The organism is Undibacterium sp. FW305-107, assembly GCF_058788535.1.
The window spans coordinates 88,726-109,567 of record NZ_JBYTAV010000001.1 but is presented as its reverse complement, the minus strand read 5'-3'; the positions used below and the strand labels follow the sequence as shown (position 1 = coordinate 109,567).

Sequence of the window (20,842 nt, the reverse complement as noted above, 5' to 3'; positions counted from 1 at the left end):
TTTTAAAAATCAGATCAAGCCCGGGACGTCACCTATGGACCATTCATCAGGTGTGACTTGTGTTTTTCTTCCATGTCAAAGATGACTTCTGCCCATTCTATGTCAGCAATACTGGATGACGGACATTCTGGCTGGTGCCACCAGAGCGGGCGACGGGCTCATCCTGGAGCCAGAACAGCCAGGAAAATACTGCCACCATGAGTGCAGCAGCGATGAAGATAAAACGCAGCTTGGATTGATTTATTCTGACAAATAAAGGCGGTGATAAGACCCGCCAAATTATACGAGCCTCTGTGGCTTTGCCAGTGTTTTTACCCATGCTAACAAATGCGCCAGCTTGTGGCGCCTGATCATTGCCCTTGCCATGATCAGGCAAGGGCAGGCCAGATTACTTCGCCTCGTCGTCGTAGAGTGCAGCAATGCCACCCGCCAGCGCATGCGGTTGTGCGCCTTGCAGATTGGTCAGCACCACCACAGTCAAATGCTTTTGTGGCAGGTGCACACGCCAGGTGGCTGCGCCGCCACCGTAAGAAATGGCAGGCTGTTTGCCAAAGGGCATGAACATGAAGCCTAGGCCAAAGTCACCATCCTGGCCATTGCGCAGTTTGTAGGAAGTGCTCATTTCCTTTAGCAGCGCAGGCTTGATGAGCTTGCCGCTGGCCAGCCCTTGTTCAAAATTGACGAGGTCGCGGATATTGCCATTCAAGAGTCCGGCAGGAGCCATATAATCGGGCATGAACTTCGCGCCATAATGGTAAATCTTGTCTTGCATGACGACAGGGCGGCCATTTTTCATCTCCAGCTTGCTATGGTCTTTGCTGATCTCGAGCGAAGTATACAAGTCACTGCGGCCAGGGATGATGGACTAGGCATCACCAAACTTTGCGCCAGTGATACCCATGGGTTGGAACAAACGGGTCTGCAGGAACTGCTCATACGGCATGCCGCTGATTTTTTCTATGACCATGCCCAGCAGCACATAGCCAGTCTGGTTATACACAGATTTTTCACCGGCGGGCTGTAGCGGTAATTTTGCCAGCTCCTGCAAGAGTATGTGGCGGTCACCACTGATGGTGGTGATATTGACGTCATCGGTAATCGCATCCGGCAAGCCAGAAGTATGCGAGAGGCAATGGCGCAGCGTGATGCCAGACCAGGCCGCAGGCAGTTGTGGCAGGATTTTTGTGATGGAATCGTCGAGTGTAATACGGCCATCCTGCACCAGCAACATGATGGCACTCGCCGTAAAGGTCTTGGTCATCGAGGCCAGCGGATAAGCAGTATCTGCCCTGGCTGCCACATTGTGTTCTATGCTGGCCAGGCCATAAGTGCTTTCCTTGATGAGTTTATTATCACGCAGCACCGCCACTGCCATGCCAGGTATATGCCGCTTTTGCATCTCGGCTCGTACATAATCATCGATGGCATCGGAATGTGCTTGCATGGGGCTGACAGCGAAACCGCCCAGCAAGGCCATGTATGGCAGGGCAGATCAATTTTGAATAAAAAACTTGAAATAAGCTGTGCAGCCCAAAGATCAAGGGCACCAGCAAACCAGACAGCAAATCAGAACAGCAGCCCATGCACCAACTACCGACCGCCATCACCCGCTTCATTGCAGACGCCACCCTGACCGCCGACGACATTGGTGAATCACCAAGCAGTGTGTATCGCTTCAGCAAAGGCGGTGAAAACTTCTTCCTCAAGACTTCGCCACCTGTGCTGGCAACGACCACCTATAGCGTCAAACGCGAAGCACAGGCGCTGCAATGGCTGAGCGGGCGCATAGGCGTGCCAGAACTGATGGCTGTGGCTGACAATGAACATGGCGAAGCCATGATCACCCGTGCCGTACCCGGCACGCCTTTGTCTGCACGGATAGAGGCCGGGCAGCCAGTCAGCCAGTTATTCCTCGAAGCCCTGCATCAGTTGCAGGGCTTGCCCATCAAGGATTGCCCCTTGCATGCGGGCGCGGCCTTTCGCCTGAAGGAACTGGAATATCTGGTCAGCAAGGGTTTGCATGAGCAAGACTATGAGCTTGACCAATGGCCTGGCCTGCACAGCGTACAAGACCTGATCAGGCTACTGCACGCGACCCTGCCACCAGAAAACCCGCAAGACCTGGCCTTTGCCCACGGTGACCTCGGTGACAGTAATGTCTTTGTTGATGAACACGACCAGCTCTATTTCATCGACCTGGGACGAGCAGGCATTGCCGACCGCTGGATGGACATCGCCTTTGCCCACCGCAATTTGCGGGAAGAAGTGTCTGACAAAGTGGCGGATGTATTCTTGGCTTCACTAGGGTATGCAGATGCGCCAGCGAAGCGGGAGTTTTTCATGCAACTCGATGAGTTGTTTTGAAACCAGAGGTTGCGGTGAGTACGGCAGCTATTGATTCCAGTAGCCAAGCAGGGCATTGAAAATGGCATCCCACTCATGGCTATGGTCGTTATCGTCAAGCTTCAGTTTGAGATAGTCGATGACGATTGCTCTTTGAGCGTCATTCAATAGCGCTTGCTTCTCTTCCATGCTGTTGCTTGATGTCAGATGGTAGATTAAATCAAAATTGACTTCCTGATTCAGGTCTGCCTGCATGAGGGCGGGCAGATGAAACCGCATGCCTGCTGCATCAAAAAAAGACAGGCTGCTATCACATCGATTAAGATCCTCTGACCTAATACGTCGCCAGTCAGTTTTCTCATCCTTGGCTCTGTAGGCTGCGCAGTCTTCTTTGCTGGCATAGTCATCAATTCCCTGCGCTTCATACAAGCCTATGCCATCGCCCAACTGCACATCAGCAAATGCTTGGTCTATGGCTTGCCTGAGTGTGACAACACGTAAGCCTAGATTGACCCTGTGTTGCGCTTGTGCGATGGTGGTTTCATCGCAACCAGCAGCACGGGCGTCATCTATGTCTTTTTGGGTAGGGTAGTGCATTTTCTTACGAGTGTTTTTTAACTTAAATAAAGTGATGCGCAACGCAGGTTGGCCAGATCGGACCATCCTGCCGGATACGATTATCTCTCTCTGTGCTGACTCTGTGTCTCAGTGTCTCTGTGGTGAACCTTTTGGTTTGGGACGCAATCCAATTTTTTCAACGCTCAATACTGTACTCTATCGTCACCACCACCCGCGCCACCTTGTCTATCGTGGTCTTGTCGTAAGTGCCGCCGTATTCATCCGAACTGACTTCTGTGCCGACTGGCAGGATATAGAATGCCCCCTGTGAGGCAGAGCGCATGCTGCCTACCTTGACTGCACCGTATTTGGCAAATTCAGTGGCGCGCTTGTTGGCGTTTTCTGTGGCGGCACCGATCAGTGACATCTTGATGTCTTCCAGGTTCGATACCAAAAATTGCGGCGCGCTGTGGAACACTGGCTGCCCATCAGCCTCCAGTTGCAGGGCTGCGCGGCTGACGTTGGTCACCTTGGTCAAATCCTTGGAGGTGACCAGTATGCTTTGCGTGGCCTTGAAGCCGCGCTGCACCTGGCGGCTGCGGCCATCAGGCAGTTCTTCGACGACCATGTTTGGTTCTACGGCTTCTTCGGATTCTTTCAAGGCAGTTTTTTCAAAGCCTTGTTTGCCCAGGAATTCATCCAGTACCGGGCGCGACTTGCGCAGCTTGACCAGGGCCTCGGCAAAGCTGGGCGCGACTACGGCGACACCTATGCGCCATTCAGCATAATTGGCTTGCACGGCTTTTTCTGCCAGGCCCTTGACTGAGATACTCTGCTTGCCTGCGCCTATGTGTTTGGCCTGCACACCAAAAATAAAGGCAGCAGCCGACATGCCCAGGGCCAGCAAAACACCGAGTATGACCAGGGCGCGGGATAAGTCTTTGTTCATTCAAATCTCCAGGGAGTGGTGAGGTAGCAAGGCCAGGCTATGTTGCCGTGCAAAAACTGAGTTTGCGATCACTGTTAAAATTAGCATCGCATCATCATATACTGCGATAAAGCTTTTGTTTTCCCTAAACTCATTGCACTTTGTTGCAAAATATAAGAAAAGGGCTTGCGCAAAATTGTCCCAACAAGGCGAAAGTACTTTAGTACGCGGCTCCTGAGAGAGGAGCTACAACGCTTTGGGGCGGTTTGGCGTAAGCCCTAAAAACCCATGCAAAAAAAATGGTCTACTTTGGAAAGCCTGCTTGCCTGGTGCAAGACTTTCGCACCTGCCCAAATCGGTACCGACAATCGAGAACGCCTGCGCGCCTGCGCTGGCATGCTGGCCGGATTATTACTGACGGGCCTGGCTACCGGGGCCATGCTGGGTTCTTATGCCGCCATCCCCATGATCCCCATGTTGCTGGCACCGATAGGGGCGTCAGCAGTCCTATTGTTTGGCGTACCTGCCAGCCCGCTGGCGCAGCCATGGGCTATCGTTGGCGGTAATATGCTGTCGGCTCTGGTGGGCGTGCTATGCGTGCATTTGCTGGGGCCATCGATGGCAACGGCAGCACTGGCGACTGCGCTGGCAGTGGCTGCCATGTTCTTGCTGCGCTGCCTGCATCCACCCGGCGGTGCGGTGGCGCTGACTGCGGTACTGGGTGGGCCGGTCATACTTGGCCTGGGTTATCAGTTTGTGCTGATACCGACGGGTATCAATTCCATCTTGCTGATGCTGTTTGCGCTGGCGTATAACAATGCCACTGGCCGCCGTTACCCGCATGCTGCCCAGCCTGATCATTCCAGCAAGCATGGCACGGGCGATGTGCGGCCCATAGACAGGCTGGGCTTTCAATCGCGTGACCTTGATGAAGTGCTGCAAAAATACAATCAGGTACTTGATGTCAGCCGCGATGATCTTGAATCCCTGTTCCTGCAAACAGAGATGCATGCCTACCGCCGCCGTTTTGGTGAAATCACCTGTGCCGATATCATGTCCAGAGATCTCATCACCGCAGAATATGGCACCACCCTGGAAGAAGCCTGGACATTATTGCGTCAGCACAGGATCAAGGCCCTGCCTGTCATCGATAAGGCGCGCCGCGTCATTGGCATAGTCACCCTGGTTGATTTCATGAAGAACGCCAACTTGGATGTCTATGAAAAGTTTGACGAAAAACTGCGCCAGATGCTGCGCCGTACCCGCCTTATGCACTCCACCAAGCCAGAAGTCGTCGGCCAGATCATGAGCCACCCGGTACGTACCGTCCGCCATGACATGCACATCGTTGAACTGGTTCCCCTGCTGTCCGACCAGGGCCTGCACCATGTCCCCGTCATCAACGAAGAACGACGTTTGATCGGCATGCTGACCCAGTCAGACCTGGTGGCGGCTTTGTACCGGGGCAAGCTGGCGGATACTGAAACTGAAGCACAAGCACAGACCAGGCAATGAAAGCATATACACCCACCGTGTTTGCCTTGCGCCAGTTGCTGTACAGGGCTATGCCACTGGCCGTATTCTTGCTGATCATGTTGGGCAGTTACCTGCTAATAGGCAAACTGCTTGATACGATCTTCATGGTTTTGTCATCGGCCGGGCTGGCATTGGCCTATCTGGCCTGGTTTATTTCTGCATATTCAAAGGGTCTGATCGATACTCCAAGACGGCAATGGCAACTGACATTGGAGCATGAGAAAATTAGCATCAATGCACGATGGGGGCGTACTGAGATTGACCTCAACGCTGTGAAGAAAATTGCTCTGGTCAGTGATGATAACTGGGACCAGATCAAAGGCATGGAAGTGCAATGCCTGAAACTGATCCTGGTCAATGGGTTTTCCATTATCATTCCCGGCAGCTCTGCCAATTTTGACAGTATGTTGGATGCGATCAGACAAGCCAGGCAGGTGGAAGAAGTGCTGGTTGATTAGAATGTTGGACAAACCCGCAATAATAGAAACATGTGCCAAACATAGCTTGAACATAGCTCAAACGAATTTTGGAAAATAAAAAATATGAACGCAGAAGAAAAGAACGAGCAATTGTGGCAAACTGTGTATGAGGCGCGTGCGGCAGCTTATTCAGAGCAATTTGGCCCGCTGCCTGATGATATTCTCAAAGTGATGAATTTGAATGTAGTCTGGCCAGGCGGCGGCTTGTATCAGCTGGCCGCTCCACAGTTATCGCCGACTAGCTGGCTCACTTCCAGTTTCGGACTCAGCAATCCAGATATGCCGACAACGTTGGCAGCTGAGGAAGTGGTTGTCGAGCATGATGAACTGGGTCGCCCAGTAAAAACCAGTATGCAAATCAAGGGTAAGGACAAAGTCGCTACTTACCCAGGCCGCCCGGGTTATGGCTATGAGTTCATGGTCTTTACACATGGGCAGGCAGAATGGCCACTGTGGCTCTTGCAGTGGGCAGTCAATAGCGAGATACAGCAGGATGTCGATTTCTTGGGTCGCGTCGATAAATACCAGGGCATGACAGTCGAAGATATTTATGTCGGTGGCGAGCAGATGGTGAATATCCTCATCACCAGAGCGCGTGCACCACTGCCAGCCGCATTCAAATTGCCCAATGGTGAAATGAACTTATTGGTGGCAACCACGATTACTGATGATGAAATGATCTGGTCCAAGAGCAATGGCCGCAATGCCCTCATGAACATCCTGCAAAAGTCAGGCGTAGGCCAGTTCAGCAAGCCGGACCGTCCCTCGGTATTACACCCGCAAGGAATCGATTGTGCCAGCATCAAGAGCAGGGAGCAGGCCGAGGCCCTGGCAGAGCAGGGCTTGTTGCGGCGCGGGTTTTTATTCCCGCCCCAGTTTGGCGGCGAAGATGTAGCCTTTAATATTGCCTATATGCCGCGCCAGGCGTATATGCGCAAATTGTTTGCTGACAAACAGATAGGCGAACTGGTGCAACAGGGCTTGATAGAGAACTACCGCGCAGATCCTGAATATGAGGGCGATAGTTTTATCGCCAAGCGCATACGCATACTAGCCAGCGGTGCAAAGAGCCTGAGTTTTGATATAGACCTGTACTGATATTGGCTGATGCAAAAACCTGTGCGCCACTTCAAATGTTTTGCCTTCATGGCCCTGCTCGCAGGCAGCAGCGGGCTTTGGGCATCTGGCGGCACCTGCGAATACACCCTGGCTTGGCCAGTACGCGGCGAGCTGCTCGCCTATCATTCCAGCGGCTGCGCAGATGCCTGCTGGGTCGCCGAAGTGCGCAAAAAATCCACCCGCCAGGTCAGGGCACGTTTGCGTTGTGATGTGGATAAGCTGTATTTTTCACAGCCGGTTAAAAAGGCAGAGCAATTACTGCCAGAAGGCTGTGCAAGCTACAATGACAGCAGCGATAAAGCGCGACTCATCGCTGAAAAGTTGATGACGCTACTCCAAGATCAACATCGGCGGACTAAATGATGATTGAAAACATATTCAAGGCACACCCCGCAGGTCATCCTATTTTGTAAGGGGGGCTGCGCACACCGATAGCGATCACCATAAAACTGTAAATGATGAAGGAGCCAAACCCCATGAGTACAGACAGAGTCAACAAATTACTGCAAGACATACGCTTGCTGGACGAAGACCGTTACGCGCTGGTGCAAACTTTGCGGGAACTGGTCCTTAAGCTTGATGATACGGTGACCGAGGAAGTGAAATACGGTGGTTTGCTATTCTCAGGCACAAAACCATTCTGCGGTATTTTTTCTTACGCCAAACATGTGACGCTGGAGTTTGGTCTGGGGGCATCTCTGCCGGACAAGTACAAGATGCTGGAAGGCGAGGGCAAATATCGCCGTCACATCAAACTGACGTCTGAACAGGATATCAGCGACAAGCATGTGCACACCTATCTGGTGCTGGCATTGAAGGCGGCGGCACAGGCATGAACAGGCATGTTGTTCTCATCCTGCTCAAGATTGCCCTGACTGTTCCGGTTGCTTATGCGCTGGCTTATCCCTTTTTACATCCTGGCACTTCAGGCGGGGTGTTCAAAGAAGTAGAGATGCTGGGCATATTTGGTGCCATCGTCCTGGTGTTGGTATTTTTAGCCCTGGTCTTTTTGTATTGCCGTGATCTGCAGCAATCGCTTGCCCTGGTGCAGCCAGCGGCACGCAAGGCAGAGCCGCGCAGTGTCTGGCTGATGTTTTTACTGCCCTATAATTTTGTCGAAGATTTTTTCATCATCGCCAATGTCGCCAGGTCCTTGCAGCTAGAGGCGCAAACGAATGCGGCACTGCAATCATTCAAAAGCTTTGGCATGTGGTCTGGCATGGGTTGGTGCGGGATGCAGATCGTGTCTTTGTTGCCGAATGAGCTGGGGTCTTTTGCCGGGTTTCTGGCATTACCGCTGTGGATTATTCATTGGCGGCTGATACGCAAAGTGAATGCAGCACTTGCGGCAAATGCAGAAGCATTGCCTGTTTGAGGACTTTTGCGGTGTGCTTGCATTAACGCGCACCACAGAAATATTTCTTTTGGTATGCGGCATTCTCATGCGGTGCGTTATAACGCACCCTACGTGACGGCATTGATCAAGGCACTCCGGTAGTTTTATATGAAGCAAGTGGGCAGATTTTGAATTGCACCGCGATCGTCGAAAAAGGATAGTCGTAGGGCGCGTTGTAATGCGTAGCATGTGTACGTGCTGCAAGGAGAAAATATTTTCCCTGTGATGTGAGGTTCTCTGTCTTCAAGATGTGGTTGCAAGCATCCCCTTAAAGCAGGTATATACATGCGGATATCCATACGGCGCGTAGTTGCGTACCCTATACGGCCCTGCGGAGTGCTGTACGTTGGTGAAAACTAAGTAACGGCGGATTCTTTAAATAGCCTCAAACCCTTACGTAGGGTCTTGCGCATAATTTTTAACTGGCCCTTTGTCCAGACGGGTAGATATTCTTTATTGAAGGGTGTCAACGCAGGCAAATTACTTCCCCATACCAACTTGAGATAAATACGATTGGTTAATCGCTGGTTACGGTCGAACCGTTGGTTGCAAGAGCGGGCTACATCATCAAACAAATTCCATGCGCTCAGCATGTTTTGACAGGCCGCCGATGTCTCTATAGCACCTGGCAAGTCTGCGGTCATTGCATCAAGGTCAAACAGCGCGGGGTCATTGACCTGCAGGTTCAATCCATGTTGATGGGCGTAATTCTCAATCTCTGCAATGGTTTTAAAGTGCAGCGCTCTTTTAAAGATATCTGTGGCGACGTGATTTTTTGGTGAGTCATGCCACAACAGGTAAGCATCTTTGCCTGCAAGGCGATACCAGCAAGGATAGTAGTGGTTCATTTGATCTAATCAAAGTGAGAGTGATATTCGCCGCTTGTCATTGATCATTGGGCGTTTGCGCAGGATACTCAGTCTATGTCTTGATGCTGCGCATGCAAGCCTAATTTAACGGGCCTCACCCCGCTTGACCCAATCACTGTGCAACAGACCATACCAGGCTGAATCCGACGTTACGCCATCAATGATCCAGCGTTCGCGCAAGTAGCCTTCGCGGATGAAGCCCAGTCTTTCCAGCGAGCGGGCAGAATTGACATTGTCGGGGTGGATGTCAGCCTCTACGCGATTGATGTTCAGTTCATTGAAGCCATAATCGAGCAGGGCGACCAGGGCTTCGTGCATATAGCCATGGCCCCAGAAGGTGGTGTCCATGTCGTAACCGATTTCGGCACGGCGGCAGCCTTCGTCAAAGTGGAACAGGATGCAACTGCCTATAAACTGCTGGTCTGATTTGCGTATCATGGCCAGACGCAACAGGTCGCCCCTGACCATGGCGGCCTGGTCACGTTCTACCATGCCAGTTGCCTGGGCAATGTCTGTCCACGGTGCTGTGGTCATGTAGCGCATCACGTCTGGTTTGGAACGCATGCGCAGGATGGCGGCGGCATCGTCCATGCACAGGGGGCGCAGGTGCAGGCGCAGGGTGTCTAGTGTAACTTGGTTAAAGGCAGGCATGATCAGGGCTCCTTTGTGGAAAGTAGGCAGATTATAACCGTGTATGGGTGGACTGCACTTCAGGAAAGTCTGTGTACAATAACAGCTCGTATACACGAATAAAACATCATGAAAACCTACCACGGCAGTTGCCACTGCAAAGCCATACGTTTTGAAGCAGACATTAATCTGGCGGACGGTACCATGCGTTGCAACTGCAGTTTTTGTTTGAAGATACGCTGCTGGGCAACAGCGGTGAAGCCAGAATCTTTTCGCCTGCTGGCGGGTGAGGCTGATCTGGCTGAATATCAATTCGGCGCAAAGAATGAACAACATTTCTTTTGCAAACATTGTGGCGTGCGCCCGTTTGGCATCGCCCATTCACCCAGACGCGGTAAATTCTATGGCGTCAGTGTCAGCTGTCTTGATGACATCACCGTCGCAGAGCTGGCGCAGGCACCGGTCAGCTATGTAGACGGCATCAATGATAATTGGGACACACCGCCGGAGGTAGTTAGTTACCTTTAAGGCTGTTGTAGCCGCATTTTTGCCAACACTGCCATGTCTGCGATTTGCTCTTCATAATGCAACTGCTGTTTAAAATAAGCCATCAGCCGTCCCATGTCTTTTGGGGAATTGGCAGCAGTATCACGCAGCCCCTGTTCCAGCAGGGCTTGCAGGGCGGTGGGCGTTAGCGGCAACTGCAAGGGGGCGACGAAGCGCAATGCCAGTGGCTGTGCCTGTTCTTCCAGCAGTATGCTACCTTCAACTTCCAGCGGCATTTGCGTGGCATGCCCGGTACCAGAATCAGCACCAAAATCCTGACCAAAATTCAGGGTAGTGACATCAACGGGATGATGCCTGCCATGCAGATAGACGGACCCGTCGATATAGCCTTCTGCCGGATTGACTGGAAATGTAAAATGCCGGCCAGCCAGCTTGCGCGGGTTAGCACCCAGGCCTGGGATGTGATCCAGCCTGATGCTGGTGTCATGTTCTTCGCCAGCAATAAGTACGCTGACACGAATATGGATTGCCGCCAGGCCATCTGGCCCACGCTGGCCGAAATACAGTGCATCGCTTACTAGCAAGTCGCTGGAAGCAAGCTGCTTCAACTCCTTTGCCATCTTTACTCAACCAGCACTGCCGCCGTCATTTCTGAAGCCAGCGTCCAACCCATCGCAGTGTATAGCGCACGCCCTTCGTCGGTGGCAACCAGCACGCCGATGCTGGCGTCTTTGCTGCAGGCATAGTTAGCAAGGCTTTGCATGATGGCGTTACCCAGGCCACGGCGACGGTGTGCCGGTTCGGTGACGATCTGGTCAAAGACCGCATACTGTTTGAAGATGGCCATGCGGCCCGTGGCTGCGTGATGGCCTTCCCAACTGCAGGCGCGTGCGGTGACGGCATCACCATCGAATGTCAGGCTGATGTCATAGGCATCGGGCATGGCGACCACCGTAGTTTCGATGGGCTTTGTCATCAGGTATTCAATGGGTTTGATTGTCCAGCGTGAAGGCAGCATTGGGGCCACGCTGCTGTGCGGCGCGCACACCTTGAGCCAGGTATCGGGTGTGTCCAGCTCTTGTGCCAGTTTTTGTATGGCGCTCAGTACGTGGCCTTGCAGGACATAACGCTCAAGATGGCCGGGCAGGCCTACCTGTATGCGATAGCCAAAATCTGCCAATGGAATTGGGGCATCGGTGCCGCGTGAAATCGTCCATCCATGCGCCCAGGCACTGAGCAGCTGGTCAGTCTTGTCGGCGCCGCCTGCGGTATTGCTGATGAAAGTAGGGTTGTGCATGTTCGCCTCTGCTTGAATCAAATTAATTATATATTCAAAAAAGCAACTCTACTGCATTATGTTGCTTTTAAGTAAATATATCAACTATTTGTCAAACAGTTAATTTAAATTGGTTTTTGTAAGCCTGCCAGACTTGCCTGTTCAGGCGCTTTGTCGAGATTATCAGGCTGTAGCAGATCGCATTATCATAGGTAAAACCGGGTTATATGCTTGTTTTTCCATATCCCTGTAATGAGTGATGGGTAATGATGAAGATGGCAGGTATTGTTGCGGGTAAACTGACAGGCTCATCTATCATTTGCCCGGCTGCCCCTTTTTTTTTGCTTGATCTGATACAGGCTTGTGCAAGTTCGATCATTGCCCGTATCACGCATGCGCCTGTTAGTGTCCTGTTGTCCTATCGTCCTAAACGCGCATCCCAGTCCAGATCACGGCTTCGGTGGCACCAGATACCAGGGCCTGCAGGGACTTGCTACACAAAGTCAATTTATCCAGATGCGCAGCAGATTGATCATGATGAAATTGTTCTTCTGCGACGATGGCAGCAATGACCTTCACTGCCGCTTCGTCTACAGAGGTCAGTATAGTGAGTTGTGTTTGCAGATGCCGCAAGACGACGCGCTCTATCGCTACCGTAGTAGCAGCAATGGCGTGGCGGCCAAACAGGCCAGTGACAATACCAAGTACAAAACCACCCGCCGCGCATAAAAAAGCACTGCGGCACGGTCTGCATTCCCTGCGCTGCAATTCTGCTGCGAACAGGGCGCGGTGTTTTTCTTCATGCGCTTTAAACTCGCGCAATTCAGCCAGCATGGCAGGGGCGGTGAAACGGGCTATCAGGATTTGCCCGGCATAAATATGGACGGCACCGTGTTCACCGGCATGATTGACTTTCAATATGCTGTTTGCGTTTACATCTACAGGCTTGGCCGCAGGATGGGTGATGTTCTTTTTGATAGACCGCAGTTTGCTATTGTTCATGGTGGCGTCGCCTGAGATGTTTTTCCATCGATGAGGATTGCCAACTATCTTAGCCCAAGTCGCCCTCGTCTGCTTCCACCAGTCGCGTCAATAGTTTCAGCAATTGCTTTTGCTCGGTTGCATTAAGGACCGCAAATTTGTTGCTCAGCACCTGCGTGGCGATGTCATTCGCAGCGGCGAGTATGCGTTCGCCTTGTTTGTTCAGGAAATGTTCTATGCGCCGCCCTTCGCCTGCGCGGCGCTCTATCAGGCCCTGTGCTACCAGACGGTTGGCCAGTGTGCCAAAAGCCTGGTCAGTCTGGAAAGTGGCAACGGCCAGATCATGCGATGATGCGCCCGGCGTGTGGCTTATGGCGCGCAAGGCATCCCATTGGGCCAGTGTGGTGCCGGCAGCTGCCAGGGCAGTTTCCAGGGCGCGGTGCTGGCGGTATTGGGCTTGCTTGACGGCCCTGCCCAGTTGTTGGATGTGATTTAACATCTGACCAGTCTAGCATAAAGTCTAAATATACTGATATAACCAGATTTATATCAATATGTTTATATAAATATGTGCATATAATGCGCCTTGATTCAAAATTGGAGAGACAACCATGTCATACACCTCAGAAACCCATATTGCAGACTTGCGCCCCGGTTTGTCCATGCACTTTGAACAGGCAGGCCAGGGGCGGCCTGTGTTGATCTTGCATGGCGGTGGCGGCATGGCTACCGTGGCTGGCATTGCCCGCCATCTGTCAGCCAGCGCATTCACGATCTTGCCCACCCACCCCGGTTGGAACGGCACAGCAAGGCCGGATGATATGCAAACGGTTGCCGATCTGGCCAAAGCCTATCTGGCCTTGCTGGACAAACTTGACCTGCGCAATGTGATCGTCATCGGTTCATCGATAGGCGGCTGGATTGCCTCGGAAATGGCCCTGCATGATGTCGATAAACGCATTAGCAGTTTGATCCTGGTGAATGCTGTTGGCATTCATGTCGAAGGCCAGCCTATTGCTGATCCCTACGTGCTTGGCCCGCGCGGTCTGGCTGAACATGCCTTCCATGAGCCAGATAAATTCTTTACCGATCCCGCCAGCCTGTCCGCAGAGCAACAGGCCATGCAGCGCGCCAATATGGCAACCATGCGCATCATCGCTGGCTCACCCTTCATGCATGACCCGCAATTGCGCGGGCGACTCAGGCAGATAACTATTCCGGTATTGGTGGCATGGGGCACGAGCGACAGGGTAGTCACGACCCTGTACGGGCAAGCCTATGCAGACGCTTTTGCCAGCGCCCGTTTTGTACCCGTACCGTTGGCAGGCCATTTGCCGCATCTTGAGCAGGCGGTAAAAACCTTTGCCATCATTGATGATTTCATCGGGGCGAACAATGAAAGTATCAGTCCATCATCCACAGATACCCACGACCTGGCATAAAAGTCCAGGCTTCAGCCCCAGTAGAGGAAATTGAAACAGGCTCAGTTGACCGGGGATCACATTGGCCGTCAATGCTTCTGCCAGTTTCAAGCCCTGGTCACCACTCGTCAGCAATATCATCCCATCGCCAGTTAGCGGCGCAGCGATGACAAAGGCGCGGTAGCCGTAGTTGTTACCCCAGTGCCAGAACAGTGGCGCAGGTTCTGCCGTAGCGGTGCGGCCTGTTCCCCAGCTCAGCCCCCAGCCCAGGCCCCACTCAATCTTGCTGCGCTGGTTTGCCATGACAGGTTTATCGAGTATCTGTTTTTGCAGGCTGGTGTCCTTCAACACCGCCTGCACAAAGCGTGCATAGTCGCTGATACTGGTGTGCAGGCTGGCCGCGGCTACAGCTTTGCGTGCCGGGCGCAAGGGCAGGGCTTTGCCCTGTATGCTGCCAGTGACGAGCTGATTCTGCCATTCCCTGGGTGGTTCATAACTGCTGTGCAGCATGCCCAATGGCGTAAACACTTGCTGCTGCATCCAGGCTTCCAAACCCATGCCAGTGATGGATTCGACCACAGCCTGCAGCAACATGAAGCCTTCACCAGAATATTGCCAGCGCGTACCCGGCTCGGATTGAAATTCCAGTTTGCCGCTAGACCAGTTATGCAAGCCTGCCATGTGCTGCAAAACCATGCGTGCAGTGATTTTTTGCAAGCGCGGGTCAGTGACCAGTTCTTGCGGGCTATTGATCTCACCTGCCCGCGTTGCATGCAGATAACCTTGTGGCAGGTACTGCATCAGCGGCTCATCCAGCGCCAGCTTGCCTTGTGCAGCCAGGCCCAGCACCGCGTACGCGAATACCGGTTTGCCCAGGGATGCCGCCTGGAAGATACTGCGTGCATCAGGCATGGCGGCATCTGCACAGCCTTGGGCAAAAGACGGTTCCTGTATTTGCCCACCTTTGATATAGACCAGCGCTGCTGAGCAGACCTGGTACTGGCTGACGAGTTGCTGGAGTTGTGCTGCTATCTCAGCCTTTGCAGGTTGTGCCCCGGTCTTTGCTTCAGCCGCAAGAGCTGGCGCGGTCTGTGCAAGCAGCAGGCTGGCCGATGTCAGCAGCAGGACGATCAATTTATTCACCATGTGCATGCGAACTGAGGATTTTTCCATCAGCGCCAAAGACAAAAAATTCTGCACAAAGCTTATGATCAAGCCCGCGGTAATGGATGACAACCGTGTTCACACCCTTGAGCAGAGCAATCAATTCAAAGTGCAAATCAGGCCGCGCTGCCAGCCCGCGGCTCCAGTACATACGCGCCGCATCCTTGCCCTTGAGCTTGCCGCCTGACGCCGGGCTGACCCGCGCCAGCACTGGCGAAGAGAATTCAAAGTGATCATCATAGTGGCTGAGTATGCGCTCAAGATCATGCGTGTTCCAGGCAGCCAGCCATTCGCTGGTAAACTTCTGGAAGAAAGTATCGTTGAGCATCGTGCCTCCTTTTGCATATCATTAATGATGATCATGTCTGATCAATCACTGCTTTTCATCATACACGTCAAAAAGTGGATTGGGGAATGCCACGCCAGCACTGCGGAATCCAATGGGGTAATAATTATTTCGTCACCCACCCTAGCCCCTTGCCGCTGACATTGTGAATGTACAGCTTGTCTGTTGTCTCCGTCACCCCTGTTACCGTCGGTGAATCACCGCTGGGGTCTTGCAGGTCGGCGATGATCTTGCCGTCTTCGGTAAAGGCAATCACATGGCCGTAAGGGGCTGGTAACTTCCACAGCATGCGCGGGATGCGCAAGGCCATGCTGCGCAGGTAAGGGCGTTGTGCAGTCTGGTCCAGAAAGTTGCGCTGGCCGGCAAAGCCCAGCCATATCTTGCCGTCTTGTCCGCGCATGAGATTGTCAGGGTAACCGGGCAGGTTCTCGAACAAGATGGTGGCTTGTGGCGAAGCTACTGATACGTCCAGCCGCTCAGCTGCAATGGCGATTTTCCAGACCCTGAATTTGCCACTCTCACTGACGAACAGGCTGGCTTCGTCACTGCTGAGTGCAATGCCATTGGAAAAACTCAGGCCTTGTGCGACCACGCGCACGGTCTTGCTTGGCGCGTCGTATTCCAATACGCGCCCGGTTGATGATTGTTCAAAGATATCCAGCATGGCAGCCTCGGTCGTGCTGCCCCATTGTTTTGGGGTGAAGCGGGTGGATGAATCGGTCAGATAGATTTTCCCATTTTTGGCGATGACGACAGCATCAGGGAAATGGACAGGCCCGCCCTCAACGATATCCAGCAAGACCGTGATGCTGCCATCAGCAGCGATGGACAATAAACCCTTGAAGGCGTCTGCCACGATCAGCTTGCCAGCTGCATCAAATGCCATGCCCAGGGGCCTGCCGCCGGTGCTGCTGAATATCTCTTGCGCACGGCCATCGGCCTGCATGCGCAAAATCTTACCGCTTTCCACTCCAGTATAGAGCTTGCCATCCGGGCCCGTGACTATGTGTTCTGGCCCCACTTCGCCGGGCAGGTCTATCGTGTGCAAGCTTTGCAGTTTGCTGTTGACTGCATGCACACCGGTATAGCCCGCTGCTATTGGTGCCTGCCAGGCAACTGGTTCTATGGGGACTGGCTTCAGGCCGAGGTAGGCGGCAAATGCAAGGATGAGAGGGAGTGTCATTGCGACAGTACGCTTCATGTAGGGCGACATTGAGTAAGGATGTTGGTAGCGAATATCTTAGTAGCGTGCGCCGTTCGCACCATCTTCACAATCCACGCGGATGCAAAAAACGGTGCGTTACAACGCACCCTACTGATCCATGGTTTATCAAACGCTAGGCAATCACCAAGGCCATGGAAAACCCGTCATATCCCTTGCTGCCTACGGTTTGCAAGGCTGTTGCCGACAGGCGCGGGTTGTTCGCCATCAAATCAAAGAAGCTGCGCACGCCCTGCACATTGGCATCTGTGCTGGCGGGGTCGGCCACGGCACCATTGCGCACCACATTATCGCCGATGATGAGGGTGCCGGGACGGGAGAGTTTCAGCGACCATTCCAGGTAGTGCGGGTTATTGGGTTTGTCGGCATCGATAAAGATCAGGTCAAATGGGTGTATGCCTTCTGCTTCTAGCTGTGGCAGGGTGTCGAGCGCCTTGCCTATGCGTATGTCCACCAAATGTGCCACCCCGGCGCGTTCTATGTTTTTTTGCGCAATCGCCGCATTGTGCGGGCTGAACTCCAGCGACACCACACGCCCGCCTTCTGGCAGGGCACGCGCCAGCCATATCGTGCTGTAGCCACCAAGGGTACCAAATTCCAGTATGGTCTTTGCGCCTTGCAGTTTCGCCAGCAAGTGCAGGAACTTGCCCTGGTTGGGGGCCACATGATGCTGCGGCAAATCGCCCGCATCACTGTCTTGCAAGGCCGCAGTCAATGCAGGGTCGGCAGGGATCAGGCGTTCACAAAAATAATCATCAACCGTGGTCCAGGTGGTTTGTTGCATGGGATGTCCTTGTGGATTTGAGAAAAATTTTGTCAGTGGCGTATATATCGCATAGAGATTTAGTCATAGTCATAAACCCAATGCTTTTCCTTGAAATCATAATGCCAGGATTCAAACGGTACAAAGGTGGCCGCATATAACAAGGATGGGCCTTCCTTGTCGTTGCTGTAATAGAGCATGTGCGGGCGCCTCCCATCGCTTGCCAGCGCAGGAATTTCATCCAGGCTGATCGGGAGTTTCCCATGTTGCTGTTGATGCTTTTTCAGCTCTACAAGAATATTATCCGCATAGTCGCGTGCCTGATGATGGCGCCATACATGCACGCCCGCCACGATGGTAGACGACAGCAGTATGAGGCCTATGAAGAATACGTATTTGCCACGCACTTCTGGCGAACGCAGGTTGAAAAGGCATCGAATGACGGCATACAAAAGACAGGGTAGGGCGATCAAGTAAATCATGAAACCCGCATGCTCAGCACTGCAAATAAAAGTGAGAACTGCCCATGTCCCAATCAGGTCGGGATGGCGGCGCGCCTGTGTCAATAGATGCATATGTTTTGTTCTAAGTTATTGCATCAAGCCGCGCAAATATCATGCAGCATCGGTTTTGCAATGCGCAGATAATCTTCCGTATTCAAGATGATGGAGGTATCCAGCCGCCCTGCGTTGAAAGCGATCTCGGCATAGCGTGCCACCAGCGAAGGATCAAGCACTAGTTGTATCTCATCAGAAAACACAAAGGGAGGTATCGCACCGATGACGCAGCCGGTTTTTTCCATGGCTGCTTCTGGTGCTGCAAAGCTGGTCTTTTTCACTTGCACGGCAGTTGCCAGTTTCTTGAAATCGATCTTCTGGTCACCCGGCAAGATTGCCAGTATCAGTTTTGCGGCTTCATCCTTGCTCTGGCATAGCATGGCCTTGGCACCCTGGCCAACTTCTGTGCCGCGTATGGCGGCGACTTTTTCTGACTGGCCTTCGGCGGAATGCTCAACTACGCGAAAGCGGGCGTTATTGGTTTGCAGCAGGGTTTTTAATTGGTCGAACATGGTGGTCATTTTTGCTTGTTATCAAATTGCTTTTTACAGGCGGCTTTGTTGAAGTTCGGGTGTTTTTTGTGGCATGAGCTGCATGCACGAAAACTCATGCATTTTCTGTTATTGTTAGAAAGTAGAATATAGCATTCTTTGCCAAAACTGCTGCTTGCACATCGAAAGTAAAGCATCATCAGTTTCGTTGAACTGGTTACAGCTGGCATTGAACCTGATCTGGCCGCACGCGGGCCGCACATGGGCCGTACGGTATATTTGAATTGACAGAATTTAAGAATTTACAGAAGGCGTTTTTATGCACGCAGACCTGATACTCCACAACGGCCAGTTCCACACCATGGACCGCAGCCAGCCGCTCGCTGGTGCAGTCACCATCAAGGATGGCAAGTTCCTGGCGGTTGGTGATACAGAAAGCGTCATGCGCTTCAAGGCCGGCAATACCCAAGTCATCGACCTGCAAAAGCGCTGCGTCATCCCTGGCCTGAATGATTCGCACATCCACCTGATACGCGGCGGCCTCAACTACAATCTCGAATTACGCTGGGAAGGCGTGCCCTCGCTGGCCGATGCCTTGCGCATGTTGAAAGAGCAGGCATTGCGTACGCCGCAGCCGCAATGGGTGAGGGTAGTGGGCGGCTGGACTGAGTTCCAGTTCGCAGAAAAGCGCATACCCACGCTGGATGAAATCAATGCTGCTGCACCAGATACGCCGGTGTTTATCCTGCACCTGTATGACAGGGCACTGCTCAACCGCGCAGCATTACGGGCCGTGGGTTACACCAAGGACACCCCCAACCCGCCCGGTGGCGAAATCCAGCGCGATGCCGCGGGCAACCCTACCGGCATGCTCATCGCCAAACCAAATGCGATGATACTGTATGCAACCCTGGCCAAAGGCCCCAAGCTGCCACTGGACTTGCAAGTCAATTCTACACGTCAGTTCATGCGCGAGTTGAACCGCCTGGGTTTGACGAGTGCCATTGATGCCGGTGGCGGCTTCCAGAATTATCCTGAAGACTATGCCATCATAGACCAGCTTGCCAAAGAGCAGCAGCTCACCATACGCATTGCCTACAACCTGTTCACCCAGAACAAGGGGCAGGAACTGCAAGACTTCGAGCGCTGGACAAGCATGATCAAGCCTGGCGATGGCAGCGATTTTTACCGCCACAATGGCGCGGGTGAAATGCTGGTGTTTTCTGCCGCCGACTTTGAAGATTTCCTGGAGCCGCGCCCCGATCTGGCCGCAGGCATGGAAGATGAACTCGAAAAAGTTGTGCGCCATCTCGTCAGCCAGCGCTGGCCTTTCCGCCTGCACGCGACCTATGATGAATCCATCAGCCGTATGCTGGATGTATTTGAAAAGGTCAACCGCGACATCCCTTTCGATGGCCTGCACTGGATGTTCGACCATGCCGAGACAATTACAGAACGCAATATAGAACGCGTGCGTAATCTCGGCGGCGGCATCGCCATCCAGCACAGGATGGCTTTCCAGGGCGAGTATTTTGTCGAGCGCTATGGTGCCGATGCAGCCCGCGCCACCCCGCCTGTCGCCAGGATGCTGGAGATGGGTGTGCCCGTCGGCGCAGGTACTGACGCCACCCGCGTGGCCAGCTACAACCCCTGGACTGCTTTGTACTGGCTGGTCTCTGGCCGCACCGTTGGCGGCTTGCGTCTGGCCAGTGTCAATGCGCAACTATCACGCGATGCCGCGCTGGAGTTATGGACGCTGGGCAGTAGCTGGTTCTCGAATGAGCAGGGCAAGAAAGGTCAGATCAAAGAAGGGCAATTCGCCGACCTGGCCGTGCTGTCTGCCGATTATTTCAGCGTGGATGAAGAGAGCATCAAACACATAGAAGCTGTACTCACCATCGTCGATGGCAAGATAGTCTATGGCGCGGCAGAATTTGGCCCCTTGTCACCACCTGCGATACCGGTGCTGCCTGACTGGTCGCCCGTCAGCAAGGTCAGCGGCCATTATCGTGCGGTAACAGGTACGCAAAAAACGACATTGCCGCATCAGTGCCGTGGCGCTTGTGGCGTGCATGAGCACAGGCATGATGTGGCGCGTGGTGCGAACGTGCCGGTCTCTGATTTTTCTGGATTCTGGGGTGCGCTGGGTTGCAGTTGTTTTGCGTTTTAAAGCGAAGCAATATCAGCATTGCAGCATTGAGCCGTCGGCGCTATTGCTGACGCAGTTTGTTTTCAACAGCATCGCGTTGCATGGGC

Annotated in this window: 25 protein-coding genes and 1 pseudogene; 10 read left to right on the top strand and 16 right to left on the bottom strand. The window is 53.0% G+C overall.

Annotated features, from left to right (window positions below; genetic code table 11):
* Positions 1 to 97: 97 nt before the first annotated feature.
* The gene (locus AC3WQT_RS00500; RefSeq protein WP_492701183.1) at positions 98 to 319 is read right to left on the bottom strand and encodes a hypothetical protein; all 222 of its coding nucleotides are present in this window, start codon (positions 317 to 319) and stop codon (positions 98 to 100) included.
* Positions 320 to 388: 69 nt separating this feature from the next.
* Positions 389 to 1,444 (bottom strand): annotated as a pseudogene (locus AC3WQT_RS00495) (serine hydrolase domain-containing protein).
* Positions 1,445 to 1,581: 137 nt separating this feature from the next.
* On the opposite strand from AC3WQT_RS00495, the gene AC3WQT_RS00490 reads away from it, so the two are divergent.
* The gene (locus AC3WQT_RS00490; RefSeq protein ID WP_492701181.1) at positions 1,582 to 2,364 is read left to right on the top strand and encodes an APH(3') family aminoglycoside O-phosphotransferase; all 783 of its coding nucleotides are present in this window, start codon (positions 1,582 to 1,584) and stop codon (positions 2,362 to 2,364) included.
* 27 nt (positions 2,365 to 2,391) lie between these two features.
* Here the strand turns inward: AC3WQT_RS00490 and AC3WQT_RS00485 are convergent, their stop codons facing one another.
* Both AC3WQT_RS00485 and AC3WQT_RS00480 read right to left on the bottom strand, forming a co-directional pair.
* Positions 2,392 to 2,940: a DUF6714 family protein gene (locus AC3WQT_RS00485; protein ID WP_492701179.1), complete on the bottom strand. Its 549-nt coding sequence runs from the start codon at positions 2,938 to 2,940 to the stop codon at positions 2,392 to 2,394.
* A 157-nt stretch (positions 2,941 to 3,097) separates the two neighbouring features.
* Positions 3,098 to 3,850: an SIMPL domain-containing protein gene (locus AC3WQT_RS00480; protein ID WP_492701177.1), complete on the bottom strand. Its 753-nt coding sequence runs from the start codon at positions 3,848 to 3,850 to the stop codon at positions 3,098 to 3,100.
* A 267-nt stretch (positions 3,851 to 4,117) separates the two neighbouring features.
* Here AC3WQT_RS00480 and AC3WQT_RS00475 point away from each other — a divergent pair, with 267 nt between their 5' ends.
* The 6 genes from AC3WQT_RS00475 (at position 4,118) to AC3WQT_RS00450 (ending at position 8,338) form a co-directional block, all read left to right on the top strand.
* Positions 4,118 to 5,344 carry an HPP family protein gene (locus AC3WQT_RS00475; protein ID WP_492701175.1) on the top strand — a complete coding sequence of 409 codons (1,227 nt, stop codon included), beginning with the start codon at positions 4,118 to 4,120 and terminating at the stop codon, positions 5,342 to 5,344.
* Positions 5,341 to 5,823, top strand: a complete 483-nt coding sequence (locus AC3WQT_RS00470) for a hypothetical protein (protein ID WP_492701173.1) — start codon at positions 5,341 to 5,343, stop codon at positions 5,821 to 5,823. Before AC3WQT_RS00475 ends, AC3WQT_RS00470 begins: the two co-directional genes overlap by 4 nt.
* Positions 5,824 to 5,907: 84 nt before the next feature.
* Positions 5,908 to 6,942, top strand: coding sequence for a suppressor of fused domain protein (locus AC3WQT_RS00465; protein WP_492701171.1), 1,035 nt, complete (start codon positions 5,908 to 5,910; stop codon positions 6,940 to 6,942).
* A 9-nt stretch (positions 6,943 to 6,951) separates the two neighbouring features.
* On the top strand, positions 6,952 to 7,326 hold the full coding sequence (locus tag AC3WQT_RS00460) for a hypothetical protein (RefSeq protein WP_492701170.1): 375 nt from the start codon (positions 6,952 to 6,954) through the stop codon (positions 7,324 to 7,326).
* A gap of 113 nt (positions 7,327 to 7,439) precedes the next feature.
* Positions 7,440 to 7,799 (top strand): DUF1801 domain-containing protein, encoded by a 360-nt coding sequence (locus AC3WQT_RS00455; protein WP_492701168.1) that lies wholly within the window; start codon positions 7,440 to 7,442, stop codon positions 7,797 to 7,799.
* Positions 7,796 to 8,338 carry a hypothetical protein gene (locus tag AC3WQT_RS00450; protein WP_492701166.1) on the top strand — a complete coding sequence of 181 codons (543 nt, stop codon included), beginning with the start codon at positions 7,796 to 7,798 and terminating at the stop codon, positions 8,336 to 8,338. The genes AC3WQT_RS00455 and AC3WQT_RS00450 overlap by 4 nt, the downstream gene beginning before the upstream one ends.
* A gap of 377 nt (positions 8,339 to 8,715) precedes the next feature.
* Here AC3WQT_RS00450 and AC3WQT_RS00445 read toward each other — a convergent pair whose 3' ends face one another.
* Both AC3WQT_RS00445 and AC3WQT_RS00440 read right to left on the bottom strand, forming a co-directional pair.
* Complete coding sequence (locus AC3WQT_RS00445; RefSeq protein WP_492701164.1) at positions 8,716 to 9,207, bottom strand: hypothetical protein; 492 nt, start codon at positions 9,205 to 9,207, stop codon at positions 8,716 to 8,718.
* Positions 9,208 to 9,312: 105 nt separating this feature from the next.
* Positions 9,313 to 9,879, bottom strand: coding sequence for a GNAT family N-acetyltransferase (locus tag AC3WQT_RS00440; RefSeq protein ID WP_492701162.1), 567 nt, complete (start codon positions 9,877 to 9,879; stop codon positions 9,313 to 9,315).
* A 108-nt stretch (positions 9,880 to 9,987) separates the two neighbouring features.
* Between AC3WQT_RS00440 and AC3WQT_RS00435 the strand changes: the two genes are divergently transcribed.
* Entirely contained in the window at positions 9,988 to 10,386 is a 399-nt protein-coding gene (locus tag AC3WQT_RS00435; RefSeq protein ID WP_492701160.1) for a GFA family protein, read from the top strand.
* On the opposite strand, the gene AC3WQT_RS00430 is transcribed toward AC3WQT_RS00435, so the two are convergent.
* The 4 genes from AC3WQT_RS00430 to AC3WQT_RS00415 all read right to left on the bottom strand — a co-directional run bounded on the left by AC3WQT_RS00430 (position 10,383) and on the right by AC3WQT_RS00415 (position 13,121).
* Positions 10,383 to 10,985 (bottom strand): hypothetical protein, encoded by a 603-nt coding sequence (locus tag AC3WQT_RS00430; protein ID WP_492701158.1) that lies wholly within the window; start codon positions 10,983 to 10,985, stop codon positions 10,383 to 10,385. The two genes, AC3WQT_RS00435 and AC3WQT_RS00430, sit on opposite strands and share 4 nt — an antisense overlap.
* A 2-nt stretch (positions 10,986 to 10,987) precedes the next feature.
* Positions 10,988 to 11,662, bottom strand: coding sequence for a GNAT family N-acetyltransferase (locus AC3WQT_RS00425; RefSeq protein ID WP_492701156.1), 675 nt, complete (start codon positions 11,660 to 11,662; stop codon positions 10,988 to 10,990).
* A 405-nt stretch (positions 11,663 to 12,067) separates the two neighbouring features.
* Positions 12,068 to 12,643, bottom strand: coding sequence for a demethoxyubiquinone hydroxylase family protein (locus AC3WQT_RS00420; protein WP_492701154.1), 576 nt, complete (start codon positions 12,641 to 12,643; stop codon positions 12,068 to 12,070).
* A gap of 49 nt (positions 12,644 to 12,692) precedes the next feature.
* On the bottom strand, positions 12,693 to 13,121 hold the full coding sequence (locus AC3WQT_RS00415; protein WP_492701152.1) for a MarR family winged helix-turn-helix transcriptional regulator: 429 nt from the start codon (positions 13,119 to 13,121) through the stop codon (positions 12,693 to 12,695).
* Between the two features lie 112 nt (positions 13,122 to 13,233).
* Here AC3WQT_RS00415 and AC3WQT_RS00410 point away from each other — a divergent pair, with 112 nt between their 5' ends.
* Positions 13,234 to 14,064, top strand: a complete 831-nt coding sequence (locus tag AC3WQT_RS00410; protein ID WP_492701150.1) for an alpha/beta fold hydrolase — start codon at positions 13,234 to 13,236, stop codon at positions 14,062 to 14,064.
* Here the strand turns inward: AC3WQT_RS00410 and AC3WQT_RS00405 are convergent.
* The 6 genes from AC3WQT_RS00405 to AC3WQT_RS00380 all read right to left on the bottom strand — a co-directional run bounded on the left by AC3WQT_RS00405 (position 14,035) and on the right by AC3WQT_RS00380 (position 18,607).
* Positions 14,035 to 15,216 (bottom strand): serine hydrolase domain-containing protein, encoded by a 1,182-nt coding sequence (locus tag AC3WQT_RS00405; protein ID WP_492701148.1) that lies wholly within the window; start codon positions 15,214 to 15,216, stop codon positions 14,035 to 14,037. The two genes, AC3WQT_RS00410 and AC3WQT_RS00405, sit on opposite strands and share 30 nt — an antisense overlap.
* A complete protein-coding gene (locus AC3WQT_RS00400; RefSeq protein ID WP_492701146.1) occupies positions 15,179 to 15,535 on the bottom strand; it encodes a nuclear transport factor 2 family protein in 357 nt (118 codons plus the stop codon). Before AC3WQT_RS00400 ends, AC3WQT_RS00405 begins: the two co-directional genes overlap by 38 nt.
* 124 nt (positions 15,536 to 15,659) lie before the next feature.
* Positions 15,660 to 16,754, bottom strand: a complete 1,095-nt coding sequence (locus AC3WQT_RS00395) for an SMP-30/gluconolactonase/LRE family protein (protein WP_492701144.1) — start codon at positions 16,752 to 16,754, stop codon at positions 15,660 to 15,662.
* Between the two features lie 136 nt (positions 16,755 to 16,890).
* Positions 16,891 to 17,559 carry an O-methyltransferase gene (locus AC3WQT_RS00390; RefSeq protein WP_492701141.1) on the bottom strand — a complete coding sequence of 223 codons (669 nt, stop codon included), beginning with the start codon at positions 17,557 to 17,559 and terminating at the stop codon, positions 16,891 to 16,893.
* 59 nt (positions 17,560 to 17,618) lie between these two features.
* The gene (locus tag AC3WQT_RS00385; RefSeq protein ID WP_492701139.1) at positions 17,619 to 18,113 is read right to left on the bottom strand and encodes a hypothetical protein; all 495 of its coding nucleotides are present in this window, start codon (positions 18,111 to 18,113) and stop codon (positions 17,619 to 17,621) included.
* 23 nt (positions 18,114 to 18,136) lie between these two features.
* Positions 18,137 to 18,607, bottom strand: a complete 471-nt coding sequence (locus tag AC3WQT_RS00380; protein WP_492701137.1) for a YbaK/prolyl-tRNA synthetase associated domain-containing protein — start codon at positions 18,605 to 18,607, stop codon at positions 18,137 to 18,139.
* Between the two features lie 298 nt (positions 18,608 to 18,905).
* Here AC3WQT_RS00380 and AC3WQT_RS00375 point away from each other — a divergent pair, with 298 nt between their 5' ends.
* Positions 18,906 to 20,756, top strand: a complete 1,851-nt coding sequence (locus AC3WQT_RS00375; protein ID WP_492701135.1) for an amidohydrolase — start codon at positions 18,906 to 18,908, stop codon at positions 20,754 to 20,756.
* Positions 20,757 to 20,842 lie beyond the last annotated feature (86 nt).